This window comes from Geomonas sp. Red276 (genome assembly GCF_054784495.1).
Genome location: NZ_BLXW01000002.1, coordinates 21,159 through 45,151, shown reverse-complemented (window position 1 = coordinate 45,151; position 23,993 = coordinate 21,159). Strand labels below are relative to the sequence as shown.

The 23,993-nt window shown below is 62.0% G+C and carries 22 protein-coding genes; 13 read left to right on the top strand and 9 right to left on the bottom strand.

Annotation, left to right across the window (positions count from 1 at the left end; translation table 11 throughout):
* Nucleotides 1-56 precede the first annotated feature (56 nt).
* From ACYVL5_RS02230 to ACYVL5_RS02220, 3 genes are all read right to left on the bottom strand, one after another.
* Nucleotides 57-500: a ferritin family protein gene (locus ACYVL5_RS02230; RefSeq protein ID WP_460593919.1), complete on the bottom strand. Its 444-nt coding sequence runs from the start codon at nt 498-500 to the stop codon at nt 57-59.
* A gap of 110 nt (nt 501-610) precedes the next feature.
* Nucleotides 611-775, bottom strand: a complete 165-nt coding sequence (locus tag ACYVL5_RS02225) for a hypothetical protein (RefSeq protein ID WP_460593918.1) — start codon at nt 773-775, stop codon at nt 611-613.
* A gap of 71 nt (nt 776-846) precedes the next feature.
* A complete protein-coding gene (locus tag ACYVL5_RS02220; RefSeq protein WP_460593917.1) occupies nt 847-1,026 on the bottom strand; it encodes an SAP domain-containing protein in 180 nt (59 codons plus the stop codon).
* 245 nt (nt 1,027-1,271) lie between these two features.
* Between ACYVL5_RS02220 and ligD the strand changes: the two genes are divergently transcribed.
* The 3 genes from ligD (at nt 1,272) to ACYVL5_RS02205 (ending at nt 4,771) form a co-directional block, all read left to right on the top strand.
* Nucleotides 1,272-3,857, top strand: a complete 2,586-nt coding sequence (gene ligD / locus ACYVL5_RS02215) for a DNA ligase D (RefSeq protein ID WP_460593916.1) — start codon at nt 1,272-1,274, stop codon at nt 3,855-3,857.
* Between the two features lie 76 nt (nt 3,858-3,933).
* Nucleotides 3,934-4,110 carry a DUF1328 domain-containing protein gene (locus ACYVL5_RS02210; protein WP_250677309.1) on the top strand — a complete coding sequence of 59 codons (177 nt, stop codon included), beginning with the start codon at nt 3,934-3,936 and terminating at the stop codon, nt 4,108-4,110.
* 181 nt (nt 4,111-4,291) lie between these two features.
* The gene (locus ACYVL5_RS02205; protein ID WP_460593915.1) at nt 4,292-4,771 is read left to right on the top strand and encodes a hypothetical protein; all 480 of its coding nucleotides are present in this window, start codon (nt 4,292-4,294) and stop codon (nt 4,769-4,771) included.
* A gap of 69 nt (nt 4,772-4,840) precedes the next feature.
* Here ACYVL5_RS02205 and ACYVL5_RS02200 read toward each other — a convergent pair whose 3' ends face one another.
* Nucleotides 4,841-5,047: a MerR family transcriptional regulator gene (locus ACYVL5_RS02200; protein WP_250677311.1), complete on the bottom strand. Its 207-nt coding sequence runs from the start codon at nt 5,045-5,047 to the stop codon at nt 4,841-4,843.
* A gap of 187 nt (nt 5,048-5,234) precedes the next feature.
* Between ACYVL5_RS02200 and ACYVL5_RS02195 the strand changes: the two genes are divergently transcribed.
* Together ACYVL5_RS02195 and ACYVL5_RS02190 are read left to right on the top strand one after the other, a co-directional pair.
* The gene (locus ACYVL5_RS02195) at nt 5,235-5,735 is read left to right on the top strand and encodes an FKBP-type peptidyl-prolyl cis-trans isomerase (RefSeq protein WP_460593914.1); all 501 of its coding nucleotides are present in this window, start codon (nt 5,235-5,237) and stop codon (nt 5,733-5,735) included.
* Nucleotides 5,736-5,979: 244 nt separating this feature from the next.
* Nucleotides 5,980-6,903, top strand: coding sequence for a tRNA dihydrouridine synthase (locus ACYVL5_RS02190; RefSeq protein WP_460593913.1), 924 nt, complete (start codon nt 5,980-5,982; stop codon nt 6,901-6,903).
* A gap of 79 nt (nt 6,904-6,982) precedes the next feature.
* On the opposite strand, the gene ACYVL5_RS02185 is transcribed toward ACYVL5_RS02190, so the two are convergent.
* The gene (locus ACYVL5_RS02185) at nt 6,983-8,230 is read right to left on the bottom strand and encodes an MFS transporter (RefSeq protein WP_460593912.1); all 1,248 of its coding nucleotides are present in this window, start codon (nt 8,228-8,230) and stop codon (nt 6,983-6,985) included.
* 241 nt (nt 8,231-8,471) lie between these two features.
* Here ACYVL5_RS02185 and ACYVL5_RS02180 point away from each other — a divergent pair, with 241 nt between their 5' ends.
* Nucleotides 8,472-9,512 carry a guanosine monophosphate reductase gene (locus ACYVL5_RS02180; RefSeq protein WP_460593911.1) on the top strand — a complete coding sequence of 347 codons (1,041 nt, stop codon included), beginning with the start codon at nt 8,472-8,474 and terminating at the stop codon, nt 9,510-9,512.
* A gap of 61 nt (nt 9,513-9,573) precedes the next feature.
* On the opposite strand, the gene ovoA is transcribed toward ACYVL5_RS02180, so the two are convergent.
* Complete coding sequence (gene ovoA, locus ACYVL5_RS02175; RefSeq protein ID WP_460593910.1) at nt 9,574-11,679, bottom strand: bifunctional 5-histidylcysteine sulfoxide synthase/4-mercaptohistidine N1-methyltransferase; 2,106 nt, start codon at nt 11,677-11,679, stop codon at nt 9,574-9,576.
* Nucleotides 11,680-11,869: 190 nt separating this feature from the next.
* Nucleotides 11,870-12,049, bottom strand: a complete 180-nt coding sequence (locus tag ACYVL5_RS02170; RefSeq protein ID WP_460593909.1) for a hypothetical protein — start codon at nt 12,047-12,049, stop codon at nt 11,870-11,872.
* 234 nt (nt 12,050-12,283) lie between these two features.
* Here ACYVL5_RS02170 and tdh point away from each other — a divergent pair, with 234 nt between their 5' ends.
* The 3 genes from tdh (at nt 12,284) to ACYVL5_RS02155 (ending at nt 16,826) form a co-directional block, all read left to right on the top strand.
* Nucleotides 12,284-13,327 carry an L-threonine 3-dehydrogenase gene (tdh, locus tag ACYVL5_RS02165; protein ID WP_460593908.1) on the top strand — a complete coding sequence of 348 codons (1,044 nt, stop codon included), beginning with the start codon at nt 12,284-12,286 and terminating at the stop codon, nt 13,325-13,327.
* 132 nt (nt 13,328-13,459) lie between these two features.
* Nucleotides 13,460-14,650 carry an aminotransferase class I/II-fold pyridoxal phosphate-dependent enzyme gene (locus ACYVL5_RS02160; RefSeq protein WP_460593907.1) on the top strand — a complete coding sequence of 397 codons (1,191 nt, stop codon included), beginning with the start codon at nt 13,460-13,462 and terminating at the stop codon, nt 14,648-14,650.
* Nucleotides 14,651-15,269: 619 nt separating this feature from the next.
* Nucleotides 15,270-16,826: a bacteriohemerythrin gene (locus ACYVL5_RS02155; RefSeq protein ID WP_460593906.1), complete on the top strand. Its 1,557-nt coding sequence runs from the start codon at nt 15,270-15,272 to the stop codon at nt 16,824-16,826.
* A 212-nt stretch (nt 16,827-17,038) separates the two neighbouring features.
* Here the strand turns inward: ACYVL5_RS02155 and ACYVL5_RS02150 are convergent, their stop codons facing one another.
* Complete coding sequence (locus ACYVL5_RS02150; protein WP_460593905.1) at nt 17,039-17,842, bottom strand: C1 family peptidase; 804 nt, start codon at nt 17,840-17,842, stop codon at nt 17,039-17,041.
* Nucleotides 17,843-18,003: 161 nt separating this feature from the next.
* Between ACYVL5_RS02150 and hemH the strand changes: the two genes are divergently transcribed.
* Genes hemH through ACYVL5_RS02130 form a run of 4 tightly spaced genes read left to right on the top strand, consistent with a single transcriptional unit; the run spans nt 18,004 to nt 21,940 of the window.
* Nucleotides 18,004-18,960, top strand: coding sequence for a ferrochelatase (hemH, locus tag ACYVL5_RS02145; RefSeq protein ID WP_460593904.1), 957 nt, complete (start codon nt 18,004-18,006; stop codon nt 18,958-18,960).
* Nucleotides 18,957-19,136 (top strand): hypothetical protein, encoded by a 180-nt coding sequence (locus tag ACYVL5_RS02140; protein ID WP_460593903.1) that lies wholly within the window; start codon nt 18,957-18,959, stop codon nt 19,134-19,136. The genes hemH and ACYVL5_RS02140 overlap by 4 nt, the downstream gene beginning before the upstream one ends.
* 16 nt (nt 19,137-19,152) lie before the next feature.
* On the top strand, nt 19,153-19,971 hold the full coding sequence (locus tag ACYVL5_RS02135; protein WP_460593902.1) for an AAA family ATPase: 819 nt from the start codon (nt 19,153-19,155) through the stop codon (nt 19,969-19,971).
* Nucleotides 19,972-19,990: 19 nt separating this feature from the next.
* Complete coding sequence (locus ACYVL5_RS02130) at nt 19,991-21,940, top strand: TraB/GumN family protein (RefSeq protein WP_460593901.1); 1,950 nt, start codon at nt 19,991-19,993, stop codon at nt 21,938-21,940.
* Between the two features lie 139 nt (nt 21,941-22,079).
* Here ACYVL5_RS02130 and selB read toward each other — a convergent pair whose 3' ends face one another.
* On the bottom strand, nt 22,080-23,990 hold the full coding sequence (gene selB / locus ACYVL5_RS02125) for a selenocysteine-specific translation elongation factor (RefSeq protein WP_460593900.1): 1,911 nt from the start codon (nt 23,988-23,990) through the stop codon (nt 22,080-22,082).
* Between the last annotated feature and the right edge of the window lie 3 nt (nt 23,991-23,993).

The window sequence follows — 23,993 nt, the reverse complement described above, 5'->3', positions numbered from 1 at the left end:
GCGATGACTTGGGCCTTTTTTCTCAGCTACCGGTCCTGGAGTTCTGGACTTCGGCCTCAGCTTTTCTGCAGGGTCTGCAGCGCTTCGCGGACAAAGGCCAGGTGGCGCTGCTCATCGGCGTAGTTCTGTTCCACGATGGTCCTGATGTCCACCGGGAAGTCGAGCTTGCAGGCTTCATCATACTTCGAGGTGGTCAGCCGCTCGTTGGTCTCCATGGCCTCGAGCGCGCCCTTGGTGCCGGTCAGGCTGCGGAGCGCGGTGAAGCCGGAAATGATGAACCCCTTGAAGTCCGAGCTGAGCTCGGGCGGGGTCCCCCCCAGTTCCAGCACCTTGGCAGAGAGGAGATCGATGTGCTTGCGGTGATCCGCCTGGAACTGGATCAGCTTGTCCTTGATGACCTGCTCGTTGACGTTCTTGATGGCTTGGTCGTAAGCGTGGGTGGCGTCGACGTCCAAGTGAATAAGCTTCTCGAGCTGGTTGAGAATGTCGTCTCTAATCATGGCCTACCTCCGAAAAATTAGATTTTTCTAAAGTTAGCACACGAAGCCGCGTTTTCAACACAGGGGAAAGAATTTGCCTCCCCCGCGCAGACTTCACCCTCCCACGAATCTCATTCCCTCATCCGTTCCAGAACCCTCCACTCATGCCCGGTCTGACGGTGGTGGTTGTTGGCGGCCTCCTTGGCCACCTCCTTGCTGCTCAGCCACCCCGTGATCCTGGCGCATCCCCCCTTGCACAGGGGAAGGTATTCATATCTGCTGTAGTCGTGGTCCATGGCGACTCCTCCGGGGGCCAACCGGGAACGGCTTCATCCCCCTTTTATTCAAGGATAACGCCATCGCCTTGCTACTGGCAATCCTCCCGCCAGAGGCAGTGCTCCTGGCCGCAGACCTTGGCGATCCCGGTCTCGAAGCACTCGTTGTTTCCCTCGACTCTCTGGATGGTCCTGATCAGTTCGCTCTTTTTCATCTTTCCCACCGGGATGGACATCCTCTGCGCGATCTCCTTGATTTCCTGAACTTTCATAGCCTCTCCTTTTGTGGGTTCGCTTCTCACTGGCGAAGGTTGCCACCGCGTCTTTAATGCCCCCATTGACGGGGTTGGGACAGTCTCAATGATTGCCGAGGCTCAAGATTAATACAAGCTCGGAATTTAGACTAAAAAATTCTAATTGTCGAGCATCCCCGACATCTTTCTCCGAAGGGGGAGCCGTCGACCGTTGGCTGAGCCGGGGAGAGGTGTGATAGACTGATCGGGAGGGGGTATTCCCAATGGCCCAACAAGAGTACCAAAGGAAGAGGGATCTTACAAAGACACCGGAGCCCGGGCCAACTGTTCTCAATAGGCACGGCGGACTTCGCTTCGTCGTTCACAAGCACGCGGCTTCTCACCTTCATTACGATTTCCGACTGGAGATCGACGGAGTCCTTAAAAGCTGGGCCATTCCAAAGGGACCATCCCTTGACCCGTCGATAAAGCGGCTGGCGATGATGGTGGAAGATCATCCCTACGAGTACCGAAGCTTCGAGGGGATTATTCCCAAGGGGAACTACGGGGCCGGAGAGGTCATCATCTGGGACGAGGGGACCTACCATGCGCCGGGAGTGTTCGGAGAAGAGAGTGAACCACTGCTGCAGCGCGGGCTGGAAAAGGGCGACCTGAAGTTCGTACTGGAAGGGAAGAAGCTCAAAGGCGAGTTTGCCTTGGTGAGGATCAAGGCCGACAAGGACAACACGTGGCTGCTGATCAAGAAGAAGGACCAGTACGCCACCGACGGGGACGTCACCCAACTCGACCGCTCGGTGGTAAATAACGCCACCATCCAGGAACTCCAGGAGGGGAAAGCCCCCCCGACTCCCGCCCAGCCGACCTCGCCGACCTCCCCGACCTCCCCGACCTCCAATTCCTCCAGTTCCTCCAAGCCCGCCTCCACGGCACCACTCTCGTCGATTCTTTCCCGCAGCACTGCGGCGCCGATGCCGCACCAGATCACCCCGATGCTGGCCGGCACCGGCGAGGATCCGTTCGACGATCCCGATTGGGTCTTCGAGATCAAGCTTGACGGCTACCGCTCGGTGGCCGAGATCGAGAATGGCCAGGTTCGCCTTTACTCCCGCAACAAGCTCTCCTTTAACCAGCGCTTCCCTGACGTCGTCGCCTCACTCGCCACTATCAAGGCCGATGCGGTTCTCGACGGCGAAGTAGTGGCCGTCGACGAGCAGGGCAGATCGTACTTCCAGCTGTTTCAAAACAGCCAGCGGACCGGGGGAGCAAATATCGTCTACTTCGTCTTCGACCTCCTCTATCTGAACGGGCAGGACCTGCGCCGGCTCCCCCTGCTCACCAGAAAAGAGATGCTTCGCAACCTGCTACCCGACCTCCCCCGGGTAAAATACAGCGATCATATCGCCGAATCCGGCCGGGAATTCTTCGAGCTCGCCCGCCAGAACAATCTCGAAGGGATCATCGCCAAGAAAGCCAACAGCCCTTACCTGACCGGCAAACGGAGCAAAGATTGGCTGAAGATCAAGATCCGCCTGCAGCAGGAGGCCGTCATCTGCGGCTTCACCCAGCCGCGCCGGAGCAGGAAGCATTTGGGATCCCTCGTCCTGGGGGTCTATGAGAATGACGAGTTGATTTACATCGGGCTGACCGGCGGAGGCTTCGACGATGCCGCCCTGCAGGACGTGTACGGTAAGCTTGCGCCCCTGGCCCAGGATGACTCCCCGTTTCGGCGGAAGATCAAGACCGACATGCCGGTGACCTGGGTGAAACCCGCCTTAGTGTGCGAGGTGGAATTTTCTGAGTGGACCGACGAAGGTGTGATGAGGATCCCGATTTTCCTCGGCCTGCGGGAAGACAAGGAGCCCAGGCAAGTCGTGCGAGAGGTTTTCCCTGCCGAAGTACAGCCCGCCCCCGCCGAGGAACCTCCGTCCCGCCTCTCTCCTAAAAACCAGCTCCTCATCATCGACGGCCGGCGTCTGGAGCTCACCAACCTTGATAAAATCTTCTGGCCCAACGAAGGCTACACAAAGGGAGACGTCATCGACTATTACCGCACGGTGTCACGCCTGATCCTCCCCCACCTGCAGGACCGGCCGGAATCGCTCTACCGCACCCCGCACGGCATAACCGAAGGTGGCTTCTTCCAGAAGGAAGCCGGGGACCTCCCTCCGTCGTGGATCGCCACCAAGGTGATCTATTCGAAGCACGTCGACAAGGACGTGAAATTTCTCGTTTGCCAGGAAGAGGCGACCCTCGTGTACATGGCCAACCTCGGTTGTATCGAGATCAACCCATGGCTGTCGCGGATCCAGAACCTCGATTATCCCGACTACCTGGTCATCGACCTCGATCCCGAGGATATCCCCTTCGAGAAGGTCGTGGAGACCGCCCTGGCGGTGCGCCGGGTACTGGAGCGGGCGGGCGCCACCAGCTTCCCCAAGACCTCCGGCGCCACCGGCATCCACATCTACGTCCCGCTCGGCGCCAAGTACGACTACCACCAGGCAGAACAGTTCGCCCACGTCATTGCGACCCTTGCCCACCAGCAGGTCCCGGAATTCACCAGTCTCCTCCGGAGCCCGTCGAAGCGGCAGAAAAAGGTCTACCTCGACTTTCTCCAGAACAAACCAGGGCAGACGCTGGCCGCCGCCTACAGCATCCGCCCCAGGCCCGGCGCCACGGTCTCCACCCCGCTCAGATGGGAAGAGGTACAAGTTGGCCTCCACCCGAGCCAGTTCACCATCCGAACCATCCTGAAGCGCCTGGAGCAGGTGGGAGACCTCTTCAGCGGCGTGCTGGGACCCGGTATCGATATCGAGAGCTGTATCGACAACCTGGAGCGGGGAGGCTAGCTTTCAAGCGGAAAGGGGGGTGTGCTATACTGGCAACAGGAGTAAGGGATGACAAAAAAACAGGAGGTGGACCGATATGTTGCGATGGGCTCTGATCTTCTTCATCATTTCCATCATCGCGGCGTTTTTCGGATTCGCCGGTGTCGCCACTGCGGCAGCGGGTATTGCAAAACTGCTCTTCTACCTGTTCCTCGCGGTAGCCGTGATCATGCTGATAGCAGGATTACTTGCCGGACGAAGCATCACCCGATAGTTCTCTCTTTGGACACTCAGCTTCAATCGAATCGGGCGGCTCTTTGGCCGCCTTTTTCAATTCCTCCCTGATTTTTACAACTCTGGTCCAGACCTTCGCAGTTGTAAAACAACATTTTATTTGCTATGGTATCACCTGCCGAGGCAAACCCGCCTGGCGAAACCACCTCGAGGAGAGCTGAATGGCCAATATCGTTGATTTCAAGAAAATGGATAAAACTATCAGGATCTTCGGTGTGGTCCAGATCGCGCTGGTGGGTCTGCTTGTATTCATGGCGGTGGAGTTTCAGCAGAAGCTTCGGCTGCTGGGGCGGGAATTCAGGTTCATGCACGGGGTGCTGGCGGCCTTCGCGTTCCAGATGCTGCTTTTCTTTCCGATCTTCAAGCTGGCCGGCAAGGACGCCGACCGCGACTTGACCGTGATGGGGGGAACACTGACCAACGAAGAGATGAACGCGATGGCCAAGAAGAAGCGTTTCAGCGACATCATCAAGATCGCCTTTCTTGGCTTTTTCGTGGTCTTCGCCACCGCGGCCCCGCCGGACCCCTTCATCCTGAGCGTCATCTACTACAGCTTCATCCTCACCATCCTCACCTATCTCCAGAGCTACAACTTCCATGCGCGCAAGCTGAAAGAGCAGGTTAAAACGGGGAAGAAGTAGGCCAGAAACTCGCTATGGCACCCTCGCCCCCTTTGGGGGAGAGGGTGGCCGAAGGCCGGGTGAGGGTAGTTATTTCTTAGAATCCGCCGACTTGGCTCGCACCTGGGCGATCCGCTCCTCGGGTAGCCCCAGCCATTCCAGGAAACTCTGATGGCCGGTGGGGTTTTCCCTCTCGAAAAGGGTATGCCAGTGCCCGACGGTCTCGTCATCCAGTCCCAAAGCACGGAACCTCAGGTTCCACTCCTCAGGTGTCACCTTTCTTTCCTTCTTTTCCATAACGATTCCTCCTAGTACGGGTCAGCCTAATTGTTCCAGATACTCCGTCCGCTGTAAAGGGGACCGTATTGTAAACAGGCAAAATCACCCTCATTTGTAGATTTTGCTGGACTACGGTGACTCTCACACGTACCATTCAACCGACTACCCCTCATGGGAACTAAAATCAGACAAAGGAAACATCCATATGGCAACAGCTAAACAGGGCGATAAGGTTCTTATCAATTACGTCGGCACCCTCGAGGACGGTTCGATCTTCGACAGCACCATGCATGAGCATGATCACGATCATGGCTGCTGTGAAGACGACGACTGCGGCTGCGACGATGAAGGCTGCGGCTGCGAGACCGGCCCGATGGAGATCACCATCGGCAACGAGGACTTCTTCCCGCAGATCGAGGAAGCCCTGATCGGCATGGCACCCGGCGAGAAGAAGACCGTCGTCATCCCCGCTGAAGACGCCTTCGGCGAGTACGACGAGGAAGAGGTCTTCCAGATCCCCCGCGAGCAGCTCCCCCCCGAGATCACCCCCGAGGTCGGCATGGAACTCGAACTCTCCGGAGAGGACGAGGATCCCATCGGCGTTACCATCGTCGAGGTCAACGAGCAGACCATCACCGTCGACGCCAACCATCCGCTGGCCGGCGAGGACATCACCTACGAAGTGGAACTGGTCGAGATCCACTAGTAACCGGAACATCACAAAACAAAGGGGGGGCGGTCGACGGCCGCCCCCCCGCTTTTATGGCACCACCTTTTTATCGATGACCGTAACGTGCACTGAAAACTATACCCACCTCTCGGCAACCACCGCCACCAATTCTCCCGAAGTTTCCGGCCGGGCCACCCCCGATCCGCACGGTCCGGGCCAAGCCCGACAGCACGTCACCGCGGGCCGGCTTCTCCCTTGGCGTGCCGGAGAGATCCCTCTCATGCTCGCCCCTATGCAGGGGCTCACCAACGGTGCCCTGCGCTCCCTGTTCATCGAATGGGTCCGCCCCGACGTGGTCTGCACCGAGTTCATGCGGGTCAACCCGGTGGCGGCCAAGAAACGTCTGATGCCGAGCGACATCCGCGAGATCAGCGGCGACGAGAACGGCGTGCCGCTCATCGTGCAGTTGATCGGCCACGGCCGCGAGGCACTGGTCTCCGCCGCACAGGTTGCCCAGGAGGCCGGTGCCATCCACCTCAACCTCAACATGGGATGCCCGTACGGGCGGATGACCAGCGGCCTAACCGGCGGCGGAATGCTGAAGCGCCCCGAACTCCTCGAAGAGATCCTCCCCGCCATGCGCGAGGCGATCACCGGGAGTTTTTCCGTCAAGCTGAGGGCCGGGTACGACGACCCGTCGCAGGTCTTTTCGCTCCTCCCGCTCTTCGAGAGGGCGAAGGTCGACTTCCTGGTTCTTCACCCGAGAACCGTTCGCCAGGCCTACCAGGGGTTCGCCGACCACTCCATCACCGCCGAAGTGGTGAAGCGGACGGACATCCCGGTCATTGCCAACGGCGACATCCGGAGTACCGCGGGAGGACTAAAGGTTCTTGAGGAGACGAAGGCCGCTGGATTGATGCTCGGCCGGGGCGGGATCGGTGAGCCGATGCTCTTCGAGCGGCTGCGCGGGCGGGCCTGCGCAGAGCCCGGGCTCCGGGAGCGCGCCATCATGCTGCACCGGTACCTGACGGACCTGCTGCCGCGCTACGCGTCTCATTTCTGCGGCGACGCGCAGGTGCTCGGGAAGATCAAGGGGGTGGTGTCCAACGTCGAGGACGCTGAACTCGAGTACGAACTGAAAAGGTTGACGAGGTCCAAGACGCTCGAGGCCTTCCGGCAGGCGCTGGAGGAATTGGCGCCGTAGAGGGGTGACGGGAGCCGAGCAGACTCGGAGCCGGAGCCGCGTCGGAGCGCGATACCGCCGCAACGGCGGGTAGAAGAGGCTACTTCTCCTCCCAATAATCCCTGGCAAAGAAGAAGAGGGCGATGGCGACCGCCAGGCAGGCGATGGGAAGCTGGAAGGCGGCATGAAACGCCTGGGCGGAGGTCTCCGGAGCGGTCTTCTTGTACGACCCGATGATGACCCCCATAGCCTGCTGCATGGAGGCGGCACCGAGCAGGACGAAGAAGTTCACCGAGGTGAGCGCGGTCCCGACGATGCGGACGGGGAACATCGAACGGACGATAGGATAGATCAGCGCCCCGCTGGAGACGCCGATCCCCAGCACGAAGAATAGCAGCCACAAGGCGGGCGACGGCAAAAGCTCCACCCATCCAAGGAAGCTCGTCATGAGCAGCAACAGGAGCACCTGGCCGATCAGCAGCATCTTTTTGTAGGAGTGCAGCACCTTCCTCGCCACATTGTCTATGAAGAGGCTCCCGACGATGAACCCGAGGGATGTGAACATCAAGGCCTTCCCCGTGGCCTCGCGCGAAAGCTTCAGCACTTCCATCAGGTAAGGCCCACCCCACAGCGCCTGCACCGCCAGGTAATTCCCGTACCAGGCGAAGGCCACCCCCCCGAGCAGCAGGAAATCCCGGCTCCCGAAGATCCGCTTCCACGCCTCCACCATCCCCATCGGTGAATGGTGCTCCTCCGTTGCCGCCAGCTGGAGCGGCGGCCGGTCCCTCACGACCAGGAATACGAAGACGGTCGCCACCGCCTGGAGAATACCCACCGCCAAAAAGGCATTGCGCCACCCGAACATGGCGACGGCAACCGCGAGCGGAGCCGTCCCCGCCAGGTTACCCAGATTGCCGGCCGCCACCATCATCCCCGACAGCCTGCCGAACTCCTGCCTGGTGAACCAGTGGCTGAAGACCGCCAGGGACGCCATCAGGACGCAGGCGGTGCCGAGGCCTAACAGCACCCGTCCCGCCATGGCGGCTTCCATGCTGGCGGCCTGGGAGAAGATGATGCCCCCGGCCGCGGTCAGCATGCCGCTTACGCTTATCACCAGCCGGCTTCCCAGCCGGTCGATGAGCGGTCCCAACGGGAGCTGCGCCGCGCCATAGACGTAGAACAGGATGCTCGACAGCGATCCGAGCTGGACCGGGTTGAGCTGCAGGTCGCGCGCGAGGTCCTTGGCTACCACCGCCAGCGAGACGCGGTAGAAGTAGACCAGTATGTAGACCAGGGCCAAGACGAAAAAGATCTCCCAGCGCTGGCGGCGCAGACGTTTATCGAGCATCGCAATCCTCCGGCTCGGCACTCTAACACACAGTTATCCATGGGTAAAGTAACGGGTGGACCGTTTGCGTCACCCAACTGCCACAGCATCTCTTGGACATACCCGGTATCGCTCCCTTGATACGGCCGTTATTTGGGATACTCTCTTTTGAGTCAGCCACCATGCTATTAACAGTTCTTTCCATTGCATAACCGCCACTCTCTCCTTGCCGGCTTCTTGATATTCAGCAGCGAGGTTCCCAATGTTTCTCGAAAACGATATAAAGCTTGGATTCTCTGACGTTCTCATCAGGCCGAAGAGGTCGAATCTCAAGAGCAGGTCGGATGTCGACCTCTTGAGGACCTTCAAGTTTCTCCACAGCGGGTACGAATGGAGCGGCGTCCCGATCATTGCCGCCAATATGGATTCTACCGGCACCTTCGAGGTCGCCGACGTGCTGGCCAGGCATGGCATGCTGACTGCCGTCCACAAGCACTACACCCCCTCGGACTGGGACGCCTATCTACGCGACCGGTCGGAGGGAATCTACTCACGCATCATGGTCAGCACCGGCACCTCAACCGAGGATTACACCCGGCTCTGTAAGATCATCACCAAGCATCCGCTGCTCGATTTCATCTGCGTTGATGTCGCCAACGGATACTCCGAGAGCTTCGTCGCCTTCGTGAGGAAAGTACGGGACACCTTTCCGAAGAAGACGATTGCGGCGGGGAACGTGGTGACGGGGGAGATGGTCGAGGAGTTGCTCCTGTCCGGGGCCGACATCGTCAAGGTCGGCATCGGCCCCGGCTCGGTCTGCACGACGCGGGTCAAGGCGGGAGTGGGTTATCCCCAGCTCTCGGCGGTGATCGAATGCGCGGACGCCGCTCACGGCCTGGGTGGAAGGATCATCTCCGACGGCGGATGCACCTGTCCCGGCGACGTCGCCAAGGCCTTCGGCGGCGGGGCCGATTTCGTCATGCTGGGAGGGATGTTCGCCGGCCACGAGGAGAGCGGCGGGGAGTTGGTGATGAAAGAAGGGAAGCCGTACAAGCTCTTCTACGGTATGAGTTCCATTACCGCCATGGAGAAGCATGCCGGCGGGATCGCCAAGTATCGGGCGTCGGAGGGGAAAACGGTGGAGATCCCGTACCGCGGCGCGATAGAGGATACGGTGAGGGAGATCCTCGGGGGCGTGCGCTCCGCCTGCACGTACGTGGGCGCCGACGCGCTGAAGGAGCTCACCAAAAGGACCACCTTCATCAGGGTGCAGGAACAGGAGAATAGGATATTTGAGGAGTAGGCAGGGGGGGTAAATCCCCCCTGCCCCCCCTTCGCAAAGGGGGGAGTGTCAGGCAGGCCTCCTACTTAAGCTCCCAAACGGTTACTTCAGCTACGCTGTGCTGGAACTTCCTTCTGGTCTCCCGGATCACGAACTCAAGGTCTCTCGGCTCGCCGAGCATGGTGAAGTACGGTGAGAGGGCGGCCTTCAGGCCGTCGATGGTGTACACCGGTTCCCCGGCCTCGCGGTAGCCCCCCAACCATTCCTCTTTCTTGGCGAAATCCTCCGCCCACGAATACGGCGAGACGATCACCAGCAGCCCCCCCGGATTAATCCGCCCGCGGATCTCGTTCAAAAACCTCCGCGGACAGTAGAGCCGGTCGAGAAGATTGGCCGCCAGCACCAGGTCGTAGCCGGTGAACTTGTCGGGGAGGTTGCAGGCGTCCGCCTGGTAGAACTGGACCTTGTCCCTCAACCGCTCCAACCCGATTTCCGCCAGCGAAAGCTCATGGTAACTGAGGATCTCACCCTCCTCTTCCAGGGCGTAGCGCAGGTACCCTTCCTGCTGCATCCCGGCCGCCAGCCTGAAGAAGCGGCTCGAGAAGTCGAGGCCGGTCACCTGGTCGAAGCCGGCCGCGAGTTCGAATGAGGCGCGTCCCACCGCGCACCCCACGTCGAGCGCCGTCCCGTGCGCCCTCCCCTTGGTCAGCTCCAGGCAGATCTCGGCGCAGGCCTTGGGGAAATTGGGGACGCCGAAGTGTTCGGGGCCGTAATGGGCATCGCAGTACTGGGCGGTCAGGGCGTCGGTCTCGTACTGGTTTTCGTGCTGCTCGACCGGGTTGTCGCTTTCCACGTACCGAAAGCCCGCATGCTGGAAGAAGTGGCGCCGGAAGGCGTAGCGCGACTCCCTGGTGGCCTCGTTGCCGGTGGAGATCCAGGATCCCCCCTTGATGAGGTTGTGGCGGGTGTCGAAGGTCGGGGTGGAGAAATCGTCGTACCAGGGATGGATCTTGAACCCCTGGAACGGGTAGATCGCCGTCTCCGTCCACTGCCAGACGTTCCCCAGGACGTCGTAGAGCTCCCCAAAGGGGAAGCGGTCCACCGGGCAGGATGAGGACCAGTACTCGAGGTTGATGTTGCCGGGCGCCTGCTGCCACCCCTGCGGGTCGGGAAGCCCGGTCAGGTCCCGCATCCGGTACCATTCGTCCTCGGTCGGGAGCCGTATCGCCTTGCCGTTTTTGGCCGCCAGCCAGTTGCAGAAGGCCTTCGCCTCCAGGTAGTTCACTTCCACCGGCCAGTTCCACGGGAGATCGATCACCTCCAGCATGGTCCTCAGCCCCCACCCCTCTTCCCTGCGCACCCAGAACAGGGGGAAGTTGGCCTGCTTGAAGTTCCGCCAGGCCCATCCCTCCTCGGTCCACCACTTCTGCTCCCGATACCCTCCCGCCTCCACGAAGGAGAGGAATTCCTTGTTGGACACCAGGTACTTGGAGGCGGAGAAGCCGTTCAGGGCGGTCTCGCGGTGGCCGTACTCGTTGTCCCAGCCGTAGAGGGGATGGTCATCCCCCTTCCCAAGCTGCACCTTCCCGCCGGAGACCGGCACCATCGCGTTCTCGGGAGGGAGCCCCGCGTCCCGGCAGATTTCCCAGAAGGGGTGGCGCTTCACCTGGTCGATGGGGAGCTGGCGGATCAGCACCGAGGAAGTCTCGAGGTGGATCCTCTCGTGCTCGATCCCCATCACGATCGCCCAGAAGGGATCCTCCCAGGCGATCGGGAGAGTCAGCGGCATGGTCCGGATCAGCCCGTCGACCATCTGGCGCACCTTGTTCCTGAACTCCTTCACCTGCGACACGCTCGGCCAGTCGTAGTGCGTGGAATCGAGGTCGTCCCACGACATCTCGTCCACCCCGACGGCGAAAAGCGACTCGAAGCGCGGGTTGATGCGGCTTTCGATCTGGCGGGCGATAATGAGCTTGTTGACGAAGAAGGCGGCGGTGTGACCGAGATAGAAGATCAGCGGGTGGCGCAAACGGTCCGCCCGCAAGTAGAAGGTGGCGTCTTCCTTGAGAGTCTCATAGAGCCGCTCGTGGACGTCATAAGTCGCGTGAAAATACTCAAGTATCTCAGCCCGCTTGGCTTCCGGGTCGCCTTCGTTGAGCACTACCGAATGAGTCTTTCGCAGATCCATTACTTCCTCCCACTCTCAAGCTGGAACTGGTACCGAGGTGAAGCAAAAACGGTGATGCCAATAGCTTAGCACATAATTCCCACTCTCTCAGGGGATGTGCCGACGTGACTGCTTTCCCTCTTAACGGGATCTGAAACAGTGAAGGCGACCTCTGGGCCGCCTCCCGGTGCAACTATTGGATCGTTACGATCTACAGTTCACGCGGCTGGCAGAGGTAATCGGCCTCGTCGGCCTCGGCCCCGCAACGGTTACAGGTGAATTTCGGGTCCTTGGAGTGCCGGTCGATTTCCTCCAACTTCCCCTCCGCCCTGAGCTGGCACATGTGAGCCTTGTGCTCGCCCGGTTTCGTGCAGCTTTCGGTTTCGCTCATATCGGTTCTCCTTTGCGTGGATTTACACCCCCACACCATGGTACCACTAAGCAAGTTCTACGTTCTATGCAAGTTGGTTCTATGTTCTATGTTCTATGTTCTATGTTCTAGGTTGTGAGACCTTTAGACTCCCCAACTCACCCTTCTGGAGGGGCGGGTATTTACAGGACGCAAGAAGCGGGTAACAATTTTTCCTGGGGCCCACGCAACCAGCGTCGGCGAAAGGGGGGGGAGATGCAGAAGACCATGAAAGCCTTGGTGAAAAAGTTCGCCAGGCCCGGGCTGTGGCTCGACGAGGTACCGGTTCCCGAGGTCGGCATCAACGACGTCCTCATCAAGGTCCACAAGACTTCGATCTGCGGCACCGACCTCCACATCTGGGACTGGAACAGCTGGGCGCAGAAGACCATCCCGGTCCCGATGGTGATCGGCCACGAGTTCGTCGGGCGGGTGGCCGCCATGGGGAGCAACGTCGCGGACCTCAACCTGGGCGACGTGGTCTCCGGCGAAGGTCACATCGTCTGCGGCCGCTGCCGCAACTGCCTGGCCGGCCGGCGCCACCTCTGCAAGGACACCAACGCGGTCGGCGTCAACCGCCCCGGCGCCTTCGCCGAGTACATCTGCATCCCGGTCACCAACGTCTGGCACGCCGACCCCACCATCCCGATGGATACCCTCGCCATCTTCGACCCCTTCGGCAACGCCACTCACACCGCCCTCACCTTTCCGGTGCTCGGCGAGGACGTGCTGATCACCGGGGCCGGCCCCATCGGCATCATGGCTACCGCCATCGCCCGCCACGCTGGCGCCCGCTACGTGGTGACCACCGACACCAACCCCTACCGCCTCTCGCTGGCCAAACGGATGGGTGCCACGGCGGCCGTCAATGTGAAGGAGCGGACCTTGACCGAGGTGCGGCAGGAACTCGGGATGAAGGAGGGGTTCGACGTCGGCATGGAGATGTCCGGGAGCCCTGAGGCCTTCAAGGAGATGCTCCACAACATGTGCCACGGCGGCAAGATCGCCATGCTCGGGCTACCCTCCGACGAGCTCGCCATCGACTGGAACGAGGTCATCTTCAACATGCTGACCATCAAGGGGATCTACGGCCGGGAGATGTACGAGACCTGGTACCTGATGCAGTCGCTCATCAAGACCGGTCTCGAGCTGGCCCCCATCATCACCCACCGGATGCCTTACGCGGAGTTCGAGGAGGCCTTCCGGATCATGGGGACCGGCCAGGCAGGAAAGGTCCTGCTCGACTGGGTCGAGGAATAGGTCGGTAGCGCACCAGGCAATACCATCTCATTCATCGGGAGGGGTAGAAATCCTCCCTCACCGCTGCCCCTCTCCCGGGGGGAGAGGGATGACAGCCGCAATTGAAGAGCAGAGCCGGAAAGGAGTGAAGAAATGGACGAAAAATTCGCCTGGATCGAGGATGAGCTGGCCGACCTGGAGAAGCAGGGGCTGAGGATCGACATCCGCACCATCGGCTCGGCCTGCGGCCCCTGGATGATCGTGGACGGCAAGCGGGTGCTCAACTTCAGCACCAATAACTACCTCGGCCTGGCCAACGATCCCCGCCTGAAAACTGCCGCCCAGGCCGCTCTCGACCAGTGGGGAGCGGGGCCGGCCGCGGTCAGGAGCATCGCCGGCACCCTCGAGCTGCACCGCACCCTCGAGCGGCGGCTGGCCGCCTTCAAGGGGGTCGAGGATGCCCTCTACGTCCAGTCCGGTTTCTGCGCCAACCAGGCCGCGATACCCGCCCTGGCCGGCAAGGAGGACGTCATCTTCACCGACCGTCTCAACCACGCGAGCATCATCGACGGCTGCCGCCTCTCCTCCGCGAAGGTGGTGGTTTACGAACACTGCGACGTCGCCGATTTCGCCCGCAAGATCCACGAAAACCTCGGCCACCATCGGCGCGCCTTGCTGGTGACCGACGGCGTCTTCTCGATGGATGGCGACATGGCGCCCCTGGACCGGCTTTTCGAGCTTTGCGAACAGCACGGAATCATGACCATGGTCGACGACGCCCACGGCGAGGGGGTGGTAGGCCACGGCGGGCGCGGCATCGTGGACCACTTCGGCCTTAACGGCAAGTTCGACCTCGAGGTCGGCACCCTTTCCAAGGCATTCGGCGTGGTCGGCGGGGTCATCGCCGGTAAAAAGATCCTGATCGACTGGATCCGCCAGAAGGCCCGCCCTTTCCTCTTCTCCAGCGCGGTCACCGCCGCCGACACCGCCGCCTGCCTGGCCGCCGTGGACGTCCTCGAGGAGGGAACCTCCCTCGTCGATACACTGTGGGAAAACACCCGCTACTTCAAGGAGGCGATGAAGGCCGCCGGCTTCGACACCGGTGCCAGCGTCACCCCCATCACCCCGATCATGGTCGGCGACGCCACCCTCTGCCGCACCTTCTCCCGGGCTCTCTTCGAAAGCGACCCCGGTGTATTCGCCATGCCGATCGGCTTCCCCACCGTTCCGCAGGGGAAGGCCCGTATCCGGGTCATGCTGAGCGCCGGCCACTCCCGCCAGGACCTCGATTGCGGACTGGAAACCTTCACCCGGCTCGGCAAAAAACTCGGCATACTCCAATAAATCCGCCAAAGACAAGACTTCGTAAAAATTCCTGTCACTCTTTCCACCAAAGTGCTTGACTTCGTCTTTTTTGATATTAAAATACGCACATGTGTTTTCTCATACGATTTCCACCGACTGTCCCTGATCCTCATACGGAGGTTTGCTATGAAACGGTTGGCGGTGAGGAGATTACCCGAAAAACTCATAATGGCGGCCATCATCCTTTCCTGCGGTCTCGCCATGTCCAATGAACCTACCGTCCGGGCCAAGGAAAGAGGGATAAAAGCCAAACCAGCCCGTTCCGATGAGGTTCGTCCCCGGCAAGTATCCCCCCATCCTGCCCGAGTCAAACAGACCGCTTCCGCCCGGATCTACCCGTCCTCCTGGTAATCCACCGGGACCTCCACCGATTCCTCATGAGGTCAGGCCCACCAGTTTACCGTTCATGGGCCTGGCCTGCCAACTCGCGCGCGTCCTCACCGCTTGCCATCCGCTTTGTCAGTGAATCGTTACCATAATGTAACCTATTATGATTACGAGAAAATTCACTCAAGTTGGCAAGATCGATGTCGATTATATTAGACATGCCTCTCCATCGACAGATTACTGATAATGCAATTATTCAGGAGAACGTGTCATGTCTTTCGCCTCCCGCATCTACGTTGTCAACGCCTTCGTCGTAATCGTCACCCTTGCCGCGGCCGCGCTCGCCGGTAAAGGGACCAATCTCCCCGCACTCTTTTTGGCTGCGGCCGCGATACTCGCCGTCTCCTCGCTGGTCTGGCGGGCCCTGCTCCGTCCGACGGTGGAGGTGCTGGGAGAGATGGCCGTTGCACTGGACAGGGCATCGCAAGGAGATCTATCGTACCGGGTAAAGGCGGAGGGGAACCGCGAGGTTGCCAGGCTCGGGCGGGCCTACAACTTGATGATGAAGGACTGGAACCAGACCATGCACAAGTTCTTCGCGGTGACCGACCTCGTGCGGGACTCGGTGGCCATGGTGAGCTCTACCAACGACGCGATGGCGACCGCCGCCGAGGACGTTGCCATGCAGGCGAGCACCATCGCCACCGCCAGCGAGGAGATGTCCGCCACATCGAGCGACATCGCCCGCAACTGCCTCTATGCCGCCGAAAACGCCCACAAGGTCACCGACCGCACCACCTCCGGGGTCGAAATCGTCAGCAGCAGTGCACGCCTGATGCAGGCCATCTCCCAGCGGGTGATGGCCGCCTCGGTGACCGTCGAAGGGTTGGGTGAACGCTCCGACCAGATCGGGGAGATCGCCGGGACCATCGAGGACATCGCCGACCAGACCAACCTTCTCGCCCTGAACGCCGCCATCGAGGCCGCCCGCGCGGGGGAAAGCGGCCGCGGATTCGCGGTGGTGGCCGACGAGGTGCGCGCCCTGGCCGAGCGGACCACCCGCGCCACCCGGGAGATCGACGCCATGATCAAGTCCATCCAGGCCGAGACCAGGAACGCGGTGGGCTCGATGGGCGAAGGGGTCGACCAGGTCAACCGGGGAACCACCGAGACCGGCCGCTCCGGCGAGGCCCTGGCCGAGATCCTCGCGATGATCAACGACCTGACCATGCAGATCAGCCAGATAGCCACCGCCGCCGAGGAGCAGACCGCAACCACCCACGAGATAACGAGCAACATCCAGCTGATCACCACCGTGGTCCACACCAACGTGGAAAATGCCCGGGGAACCAAGGCGGCAACCGCCAGACTGGCCGAACAGGTGGACGATCTGCACGAGATGGTCTCCCACTTCATGCTTTCCGACGCCCTGATCTGGGACGAAAGCTTCAGCACCACCATCCACAGCATGGACGAGCAGCACAAGGCCCTCTTCGGCATGGTCAACGAACTCAGCCGCGCCATGCAGGAAAAGCGGAGCAAGGACACCATCGCCTCGGTGCTCAATAGGCTGATCTCCTACACCGGCACCCACTTCGCCGCGGAGGAGGAGGCCTTCCGGCGGACCGGGTATCCCGAGCAGGAGGTGCATGTCAGGCAGCACCAGGATCTGGTGAAGACCGCCCTCGCCCTCCAGGAGAAGGTCAATTCGGGAGAGACCGTGCTGACCCACGAGGTCATCGATTTCCTCCACGACTGGCTGATCAACCACATCAAGGGGTCGGATCTTCGCTACGGAGCACACCTGAGAAAGCACGGGGTGGCGTGAGAGCGCTACCTCGGTCAAAGGTAGAAAAAGGGACGGTGCCCGGGCGGCGCCGTCCCTTTTTTTATCGCTAACCTCCATCCGCCGTCGGTTTGGTAGGGTGGGCAGCCCCCTGCCCACCATCTCTTTTCGAAACCGCGTGGGCACGGGGTGCCCACCCTAGGACCGCGGCCTTCAGAGGGGGCGGGGGTGAGGATGGGGTAGAAACCTCCGCGTCAGAGCTGCTCGCAGCGGCGAATGGTCCAGAAGTCGTCGGAGAGGTTGCGGTCCTGCAGGTAGGCGTACGGCATGGTGAAGTATCCCTTCTGCCCCCAGCCGGTCCCCCACGAGTTCCGCACGATGGCCCGCTTGCTCGCGTCGTCGTATCCGACAGCCAGCACCGCGTGCCCCCCCAGCTGCTTCTCACCCGCCTCCGGCATGTTAATCACGCCGGTCTTCGCCACCGCCTGCGACTCGAAGCTCTCGTAGACGGAAAAGCCGAAGACGAAGGGGAACCCCTCCGCCAGGGTAGCCCGTATCTCGTCCAGGGTATTCAGGCGTGCGTAGCTCAGGATCTGGTGTTTCTCACCCTCCTGGTAGCATCCCTTGGGGGGCTTCTTGGTGAAGTTGGCCACGCTGTAGGGCCAGTTGGTCTCCGTGCAGACCCCCTGCTTGGCCAGCGTCTTGATCCCGTCGCGGAGCATGGCCCCCGAATCGGTGGCGACGGTCCCCTCGATGACCCGTTCGTTGTAGTAGAGGAAGAGCCGGCTCAGGTTGGTGTACTTATGCTTTTCGTTGGGCTTGCACTCCTTGAGCTCCAGGTACTCGAGGGCACCGACCAGCGCGTTGGCGGTACAGCTTCCGAGCTCCCCCTGGTCCTCGATCGGCGAGCAGTGGGACCGGAGATCCACCTTGGTGGGAAGGGTGGCCGGAATGGGACGGACGGCGCCGTACATCTTGTCTCGAAAGTCCGGAATGTCGGGGACCCAGCCATACCGAGCCAGGCTTCGTACTTGGGGAACCTGTTTCTGGGTAATCATGGCAATCTCCTTTCCCTGTTTGAGACGCCTGCAGCGCGCTCATAATTATTAGCATTGCCCAATAATATCTACTCCCGCCCCCTTTGCAACTGGCATAAACCAGTTCTTTTCTCAGGAATTTTCTGCTACATTCGACACCACAATGACACACCGGAGGTCTCATGTCGGACACCACTGCTCTGCTCCTGCTCCAGATGGGGGGCCCTGACTCCATCCCTGCGGTGGAACCTTTCCTGATGAACCTGTTTACCGACCGCGACATCATCAAGATAGGTCCTTCCTTCCTTCAGCCTTTCATCGCCCGGCGGATCGTCAAGAAACGCGCCCCCAAGGTAGCCGAGTACTACCGGCAGATCGGCGGCAAGTCCCCGATCCGGGAGCTCACCAACGCCCAGGGGGAGGGTCTCCAGAAGCTCATGGGAGAGGGCTACCGCTCCTTCGTCGCCATGCGCTACTCCCGCCCCTCCACGCTGGAGGCCCTGGCCGCCATCAAGAAGGAAGGGATCAGCCGGATCGTGGCGGTGTCGCTCTACCCGCACTACTCCAAGGCCACCACCGGGTCGAGCATGAACGAACTGCAGCGGGTCCTGAAGGCCTCCGGCCACAAGTTCGACCTCATCACCGTGGACCGCTTCTACGACCACCCGCTCTACATCGAGGCGCTGGCCGAGAAGATCAACCAGGCGCTCACCCGGTTCCCCGACCCGTCCAAGGCCGAGATCGTCTTCTCCGCCCACTCCCTCCCCCAATCCTTCATCGACGAGGGGGACCCCTACCTGGACCACATCCAGGCCACCATCCGCCTGGTGATGGAAAGGATCGGCATGCGCAGCCACCACCTCTGCTTCCAGTCCAAGGCGAGCAAGGTCAAGTGGCTGGAGCCCTCGACGGAGGAGACCATCAAACGGCTGGCCATCTCCAACCGGAAGGAGCTCCTGATGGTGCCGCTCTCCTTCGTCTCCGACCACATCGAGACCCTCTACGAGATCGACATCCAGTACGGCGACGAGGCCAAAGAGCTCGGCATCGAGCGTTTCATCCGTTCGGAATCGCTCAATGATTCCCCGCTGTTCCTGCAGTGCCTGGCCGACCTGGTGAAAAAAGCGGTCGCCCGATGAAAACCTGCACCATCTGCAAAAACGAATTCGACGAGAACGAGCCGCGGTCGCTCTACGGAGAGGCGGGGGAGTGGCTGGCTGGGGAGTTCTGGAAGGACGCCGGCGAGCTCTGCCAGAGCTGCCTGGAGAACCGCGCCCGGCTATCCATGATGTACTGCCACGAGATGAACACCTGACACCGGAGCCTCACCCATGGAACGAGTCACCATCGACAACATATCGCTGACCCTCGCCAGCCCGATCGAGCTCCCGCTCAACTGGGTCGGTAACGACGAACTCCTGAAGCAGCTTCTCGCCGCCTGGATGGTCATCGACGAGAGGGACATCCCCTTCAACCCGCGCCTGATCGGCAAGCCCGGGGTCGGCAAGACTACCTTGGGCTACGCGGCCGCCAAACGGCTCGGGAGAAAGGTCTACCTCTTCCAGGCCACCATGGACACCCGGCCGGAGGACCTGATCGTCACCCCGGTAATCGGTCCCGACGGCACCATCCAGTACTCCGCCTCGTCTCTCGTCTCCGCCATGATCAAGGGCGGGGTGCTGATCCTCGACGAGGGAAACCGGATGAGCGAAAAGGCCTGGGCCTCGCTGGCACCGCTTTTGGACGACCGCCGCTACGTCGAGTCGATCATCACCGGGGTGAGGATCTCCGCCCATCCCGACTTCCGGATCGTGGTCACCATGAACGAGGACTCCTCCACCTTCGAGGTCCCCGAGTACATCCACTCCCGGCTGCAGCCGCAGCTCTACATCGACTTCCCCGAGGCCGAGGAGGAGCTCACCATCCTGAAGGAGAACCTCCCCTTCGCGAGCAGCTCGATCCTGCGCTACGTGGTCGATTTCCTCCAGCGCGGCCACGCCGCCGACGAGCCGTACTCGGTCCGGGACGGGATCAACATCGCCCGCTATGCGCTGAAGATGATGGCGGCCAACGACCAGGATCCCCGCGACCTCCTCCCGCTCGCCGTGGAACGGATCCTCGGCGAAGAGGCGCTCCGCTACCTCCGCTAGCCCCCCGGAGATCCCGCCCATGTCCCACCGACTGCACCTGGAACGATTCGGCAACGTCCACGCCCTGCCGATCCTCCACTACCGGATGGAGTTTGCCCACCTGGTGCGGGAGGCCTTCGACCGTGTGAGGCCGGACTGCGTCGCCATCGAGCTCCCCCAGACCCTGGAGACCCCCTTCGTCAGGGGGATCCGCCGGCTGCCCGAACTGTCGGTGCTCTCCTACCAGGTCGGGGAGCAGTCCGTCTTCCTGATCATCGAACCGGCCGATCCCCTCATCGAGGGAGCCCGGCTGGCCATCGAGCGGGGTGCCCCCCTGCACCTGGTCGATGTCGACCTCGACAGCTATCCCTCCTACAACGAACAGCTCCCGGACTCCTACGCCGTGCAGCGGATCGGCCTGGCCCCCTTTTACCGGGAGGTGGCCGCCATGTACCGCTCCATCGCACCCGCCGACGAGGACCGGCGCCGGGAAAGCGGGATGGCCTTCCGCCTGCAGCAGCTCTCGGCGAGCCACGAGCGGGTCCTCTTCATCTGCGGGATGGCCCACCTGGAGCGGATCCGCGAATTGTTCGGCCGCCCGCAGGCGCAACAGCTCTCCCGCACGAGGAGGGAGGGGGTCTCCATCTGGAACCTCCACCCCGAATGCTGCCACGAGGTGCTGGCCGAGTATCCCTTCCTCTCCGCCCTCTACGAGACCCGGCGCTCGCCGCTTCCTCCCGAGCCCCTTCCCGGGCCGTCGCTTCGGAAGAGCTACAACGCCATGGAGCTGATCCTGGGAGGAAAGGAGACCCAGTCCGAGGAAGAGGCGCTCCACGAATCGGTCCAGCGGAGCAGCCGGCGGGTCGGTGAAGAAGAGGAGATGACCGACCGGCAGCGGGCGATGCTGCGGCTTTTCATGGAGGCCGCCCGGCACTACCGCCAGGAAACCGGCGAGAAGGTCCACCACTGGCAAAAACGCGCCTTCTTCAAGTTCGCCCGCAACTACGCCCTCGTCTCGCAGGCGCTTTTGCCCGACCTCTTCCAGATGCTGGCCGCCGCCCGCGGCTGCCTGGACGACAACTTCGCCTACGCCTTCTTCCGGCTGGCGGCCTTCTATCCCTGGCAAAAGGAGGCTACCGACGTTCCTACCCTGCGGCTCACCGCTGCCGATCTCTGGTCCGCCACCCGGCGCATCCGCTTCCGCCCGCGGGAGCAGCAGCGCGGCAAGGGACGTAACGGCCTGCGGATGAACAAGAGGAAGAAGGAGCGCACCCCCGGCGAGTGGCTGGACGGCTTCGACAATCCCTCCATCTGCTCGTATCCGCCGGAGGACCTGATCATCGAGGACTACGGCCGCAACCTCAAGAAGATCGTGGCCCGCCAGCTGAGCGAGGAGCAGAGCAGATGCGAGCCGTTCACCGCCTCCATGCTGGACGGGATCGACATGCGGGAGACCATCAGGAACCTGCACGAGAAGAAGATCTACGTGCGCGAGCACCAGCGGGTGAGGGGCGGGGTCGGATCGGTGGTGGTGATCTTTGAGGACGACCGGGAGGGGGAGAAGTTTCCCTACTGCATGACCTGGCTGGGTGAGCACGCGCAGGAATCGGACATGGCCTTCTACGCAACGCCCCCCGCCGGCAACATCGTGGGGCCGGGGATCTCGCGCTGCGAGTATGGCGGGTTTCTCTTGAGTTATCCGCCGCGGCGGATGAGCGACGTTTGGAGCGACCGCGACTACCAGGGGGCACGCGACAAGGCCGAAGTCCTCCTGCTGGCGGCGCTCGACTACTCGGTGGAGAAGGACGTCATCTACGTGGCGGCCCGCCCCCCGCGGAGCTACCTCAAGCAGTGGGCCTCACGGATCGGGAAGCGGATCATCTACCTGCCGCTGGGGAGCCTCTCCCCCGTGGCGCTCAAGAAGCTCCGCGTCTTCCACATCCTCTACGGCCGCGACAAGCGCGAGATCGCCAAGGATTACATCTGGTAAGAGCCCCCAATTATACCCTCGCCCCTACAGGGGAGAGGGTGGCCGAAGGCCGGGCGAGGGAGGTTTTGACTCTGCCCCCTCCCCTCTCCCCCGGCGGGGGCGAGGGGAGATCTGCGAAGAGGCCGGGTGAGGGAGTTTTTTACCCTCTCCGGAGCGTCCTCTTGTCTCCCACCCTGATGGTCACCTTCTCCTGGTCGAAATACTCGAGGAGGGGAATCATGAACTTTCTCGACAACCCCGTGATCTCCCGGAACTGCGGGGGCATGATCTCGCCGTGCTCCTTGAGGTAGGCGACCAGCTTCTCCCTGAGCTCGGCGACGGCGCCCGGCGCGTAGAAGATATCGGACTTCACCTTGGTCAACTTCCCCCCCCGGACCAGCATGTTGGCATGCTCGAGCACCTGCTTCTCGCCGCACCCCAGCAGCTCGCCGAGCTCCTTCAAGGTCGGAGGCTCGGTCCAACCCTTCCTGAGCGCCTCTTCCAGCATCCCCTGGAGGTCCGCCTGGGCCCCCGTCACCCCGGCCTTGCGTCCCGGAATCTTGACGAGGTCCCGGTCCGAGACCGCCACCCCGTCCTTCTCCATCGCGGCCAGCACCGGACCGAAGAACCGGGCATCGCTCCGCTTGGGAATGCGGGATTTCAACTCCTCCTTGCCGATCCCCTCCTGCATCGGGTTATCGACCAGGTACTCGTTGAGCTCCCCGGCAAGCCGCCCCTTCAGGGTGCCAAAGGCGTCCTTGCCGAGGAAGATGCGGGGTTCCTTCACCACCTGGATGATGGCGCCGGCAGAAAGCAGCGGAGTCAGCGCCGCCTCGATCCGCTTGGCCGACATCCCCGAGCGGTTCACCATCTCCTGAATGGAAATGCCGGAAAGGATCGAGGATTCCACCAGCAGGCGGATACGATCCTGGTCCACCCCTGCCTCGGTCGCCTCCAGGAGCGCCAACGCCTCCGCCGACCGTCTCCTCCTGCGCGGCGGCGCGGGATCGAGCACGGTCCCGCCCCCGAGGGTGGCCTGCGGCGAATAGGTCCTCAGCACGAACGGGTCGCCCGGGAGAAGCAGCACCGGACGGGCCAGCCTCAGCTGCGCGTAGGCGGACTCGCCGGGCGCGAGCGAGGGGCGGTCGAAGAGGGAAACCTGGGCCTGCACCTCGTAGGTCGCCGAATGGAGCCTGACCGTGGCCCGATGCTTCAGCTCCTTCACCGCCGAGGCGAGGTGGTTGATCCTGACGTCCACCGCCGTGGTCGGGCGGTAGAGCCCCTTGGGGACCACCACGTCCCCCCGCTCCACCTGGGTATGCTCCACGCCCTGGAGATTGACCGCCAGCCGCTCGCCGGCGCCCCCCTTCTCCACCTTGGCTCCGAAGGACTGGACCCCCCTCACGCGGCAGGGAAGCCCGGCGGGAAGCACCTCGACCTCCTCACCGACCGAGATCGCACCGGACAGCAGTGTCCCGGTCACCACGGTGCCGAAACCGGTCACGGTGAAGACCCGGTCCACCGGCAGGCGGAAGGGGGCATCCACCCGCTTCTGCTCGATCTCGCCCGCCATGTTTACCAGCTCCGCCTTGAGGGCCTCGATGCCGTCACCGGTCCGCGAGGAAACGGGGATGATCGGCGCGCCCTCGAGGAAGCTTCCGGCCAGGTAATCGCGGACCTCTTCGGTCACCAGGTCGAGCCAGTCGGGATCCACCAGGTCTTTCTTGGTGAGCACCACCATCCCCCGTTTCACGCCGAGGAGCTGGCAGATCTCCAGGTGCTCCCGGGTCTGGGGCATGATCCCCTCGTCCGCCGCGATCACCAGCAGGACGAGATCCATCCCGCCGACGCCGGCCACCATGGCGCGGACGAAACGCTCGTGGCCCGGAACGTCGACGATCCCGAACCGGAGACCGCCCGGCAGCTCCAGGTGGGCGAAACCGAGCTCGATGGTGATGCCGCGGGCCTTCTCCTCCTTGAGGCGATCGGTATCGATGCCGGTGAGGGCCTTGACCAGCGAGGTCTTGCCGTGGTCGATATGGCCGGCGGTGCCGAGAATGAGATGCTTCATGCT

Excerpts from the sequence above, each read along its gene's own strand:
- ACYVL5_RS02155 (WP_460593906.1), top strand. The coding sequence starts at position 15,270 with ATGTCTTTCGCCTCCCGCATCTACGTTGTCAACGCCTTCGTCGTAATC.
- ACYVL5_RS02230 (WP_460593919.1), bottom strand. The coding sequence starts at position 500 with ATGATTAGAGACGACATTCTCAACCAGCTCGAGAAGCTTATTCACTTG.
- ACYVL5_RS02200 (WP_250677311.1), bottom strand. The coding sequence starts at position 5,047 with ATGGAAAAGAAGGAAAGAAAGGTGACACCTGAGGAGTGGAACCTGAGG.
- ACYVL5_RS02220 (WP_460593917.1), bottom strand. The coding sequence starts at position 1,026 with ATGAAAGTTCAGGAAATCAAGGAGATCGCGCAGAGGATGTCCATCCCG.
- ACYVL5_RS02195 (WP_460593914.1), top strand. The coding sequence starts at position 5,235 with ATGGCAACAGCTAAACAGGGCGATAAGGTTCTTATCAATTACGTCGGC.
- ACYVL5_RS02185 (WP_460593912.1), bottom strand. The coding sequence starts at position 8,230 with ATGCTCGATAAACGTCTGCGCCGCCAGCGCTGGGAGATCTTTTTCGTC.
- ACYVL5_RS02210 (WP_250677309.1), top strand. The coding sequence starts at position 3,934 with ATGTTGCGATGGGCTCTGATCTTCTTCATCATTTCCATCATCGCGGCG.
- ovoA (WP_460593910.1), bottom strand. The coding sequence starts at position 11,679 with ATGGATCTGCGAAAGACTCATTCGGTAGTGCTCAACGAAGGCGACCCG.
- ACYVL5_RS02170 (WP_460593909.1), bottom strand. The coding sequence starts at position 12,049 with ATGAGCGAAACCGAAAGCTGCACGAAACCGGGCGAGCACAAGGCTCAC.
- ACYVL5_RS02180 (WP_460593911.1), top strand. The coding sequence starts at position 8,472 with ATGTTTCTCGAAAACGATATAAAGCTTGGATTCTCTGACGTTCTCATC.
- selB (WP_460593900.1), bottom strand. The coding sequence starts at position 23,990 with ATGAAGCATCTCATTCTCGGCACCGCCGGCCATATCGACCACGGCAAG.
- ACYVL5_RS02150 (WP_460593905.1), bottom strand. The coding sequence starts at position 17,842 with ATGATTACCCAGAAACAGGTTCCCCAAGTACGAAGCCTGGCTCGGTAT.
- ACYVL5_RS02225 (WP_460593918.1), bottom strand. The coding sequence starts at position 775 with ATGGACCACGACTACAGCAGATATGAATACCTTCCCCTGTGCAAGGGG.
- ligD (WP_460593916.1), top strand. The coding sequence starts at position 1,272 with ATGGCCCAACAAGAGTACCAAAGGAAGAGGGATCTTACAAAGACACCG.
- tdh (WP_460593908.1), top strand. The coding sequence starts at position 12,284 with ATGCAGAAGACCATGAAAGCCTTGGTGAAAAAGTTCGCCAGGCCCGGG.
- ACYVL5_RS02140 (WP_460593903.1), top strand. The coding sequence starts at position 18,957 with ATGAAAACCTGCACCATCTGCAAAAACGAATTCGACGAGAACGAGCCG.
- ACYVL5_RS02135 (WP_460593902.1), top strand. The coding sequence starts at position 19,153 with ATGGAACGAGTCACCATCGACAACATATCGCTGACCCTCGCCAGCCCG.
- ACYVL5_RS02190 (WP_460593913.1), top strand. The coding sequence starts at position 5,980 with ATGCTCGCCCCTATGCAGGGGCTCACCAACGGTGCCCTGCGCTCCCTG.
- hemH (WP_460593904.1), top strand. The coding sequence starts at position 18,004 with ATGTCGGACACCACTGCTCTGCTCCTGCTCCAGATGGGGGGCCCTGAC.
- ACYVL5_RS02160 (WP_460593907.1), top strand. The coding sequence starts at position 13,460 with ATGGACGAAAAATTCGCCTGGATCGAGGATGAGCTGGCCGACCTGGAG.
- ACYVL5_RS02205 (WP_460593915.1), top strand. The coding sequence starts at position 4,292 with ATGGCCAATATCGTTGATTTCAAGAAAATGGATAAAACTATCAGGATC.
- ACYVL5_RS02130 (WP_460593901.1), top strand. The coding sequence starts at position 19,991 with ATGTCCCACCGACTGCACCTGGAACGATTCGGCAACGTCCACGCCCTG.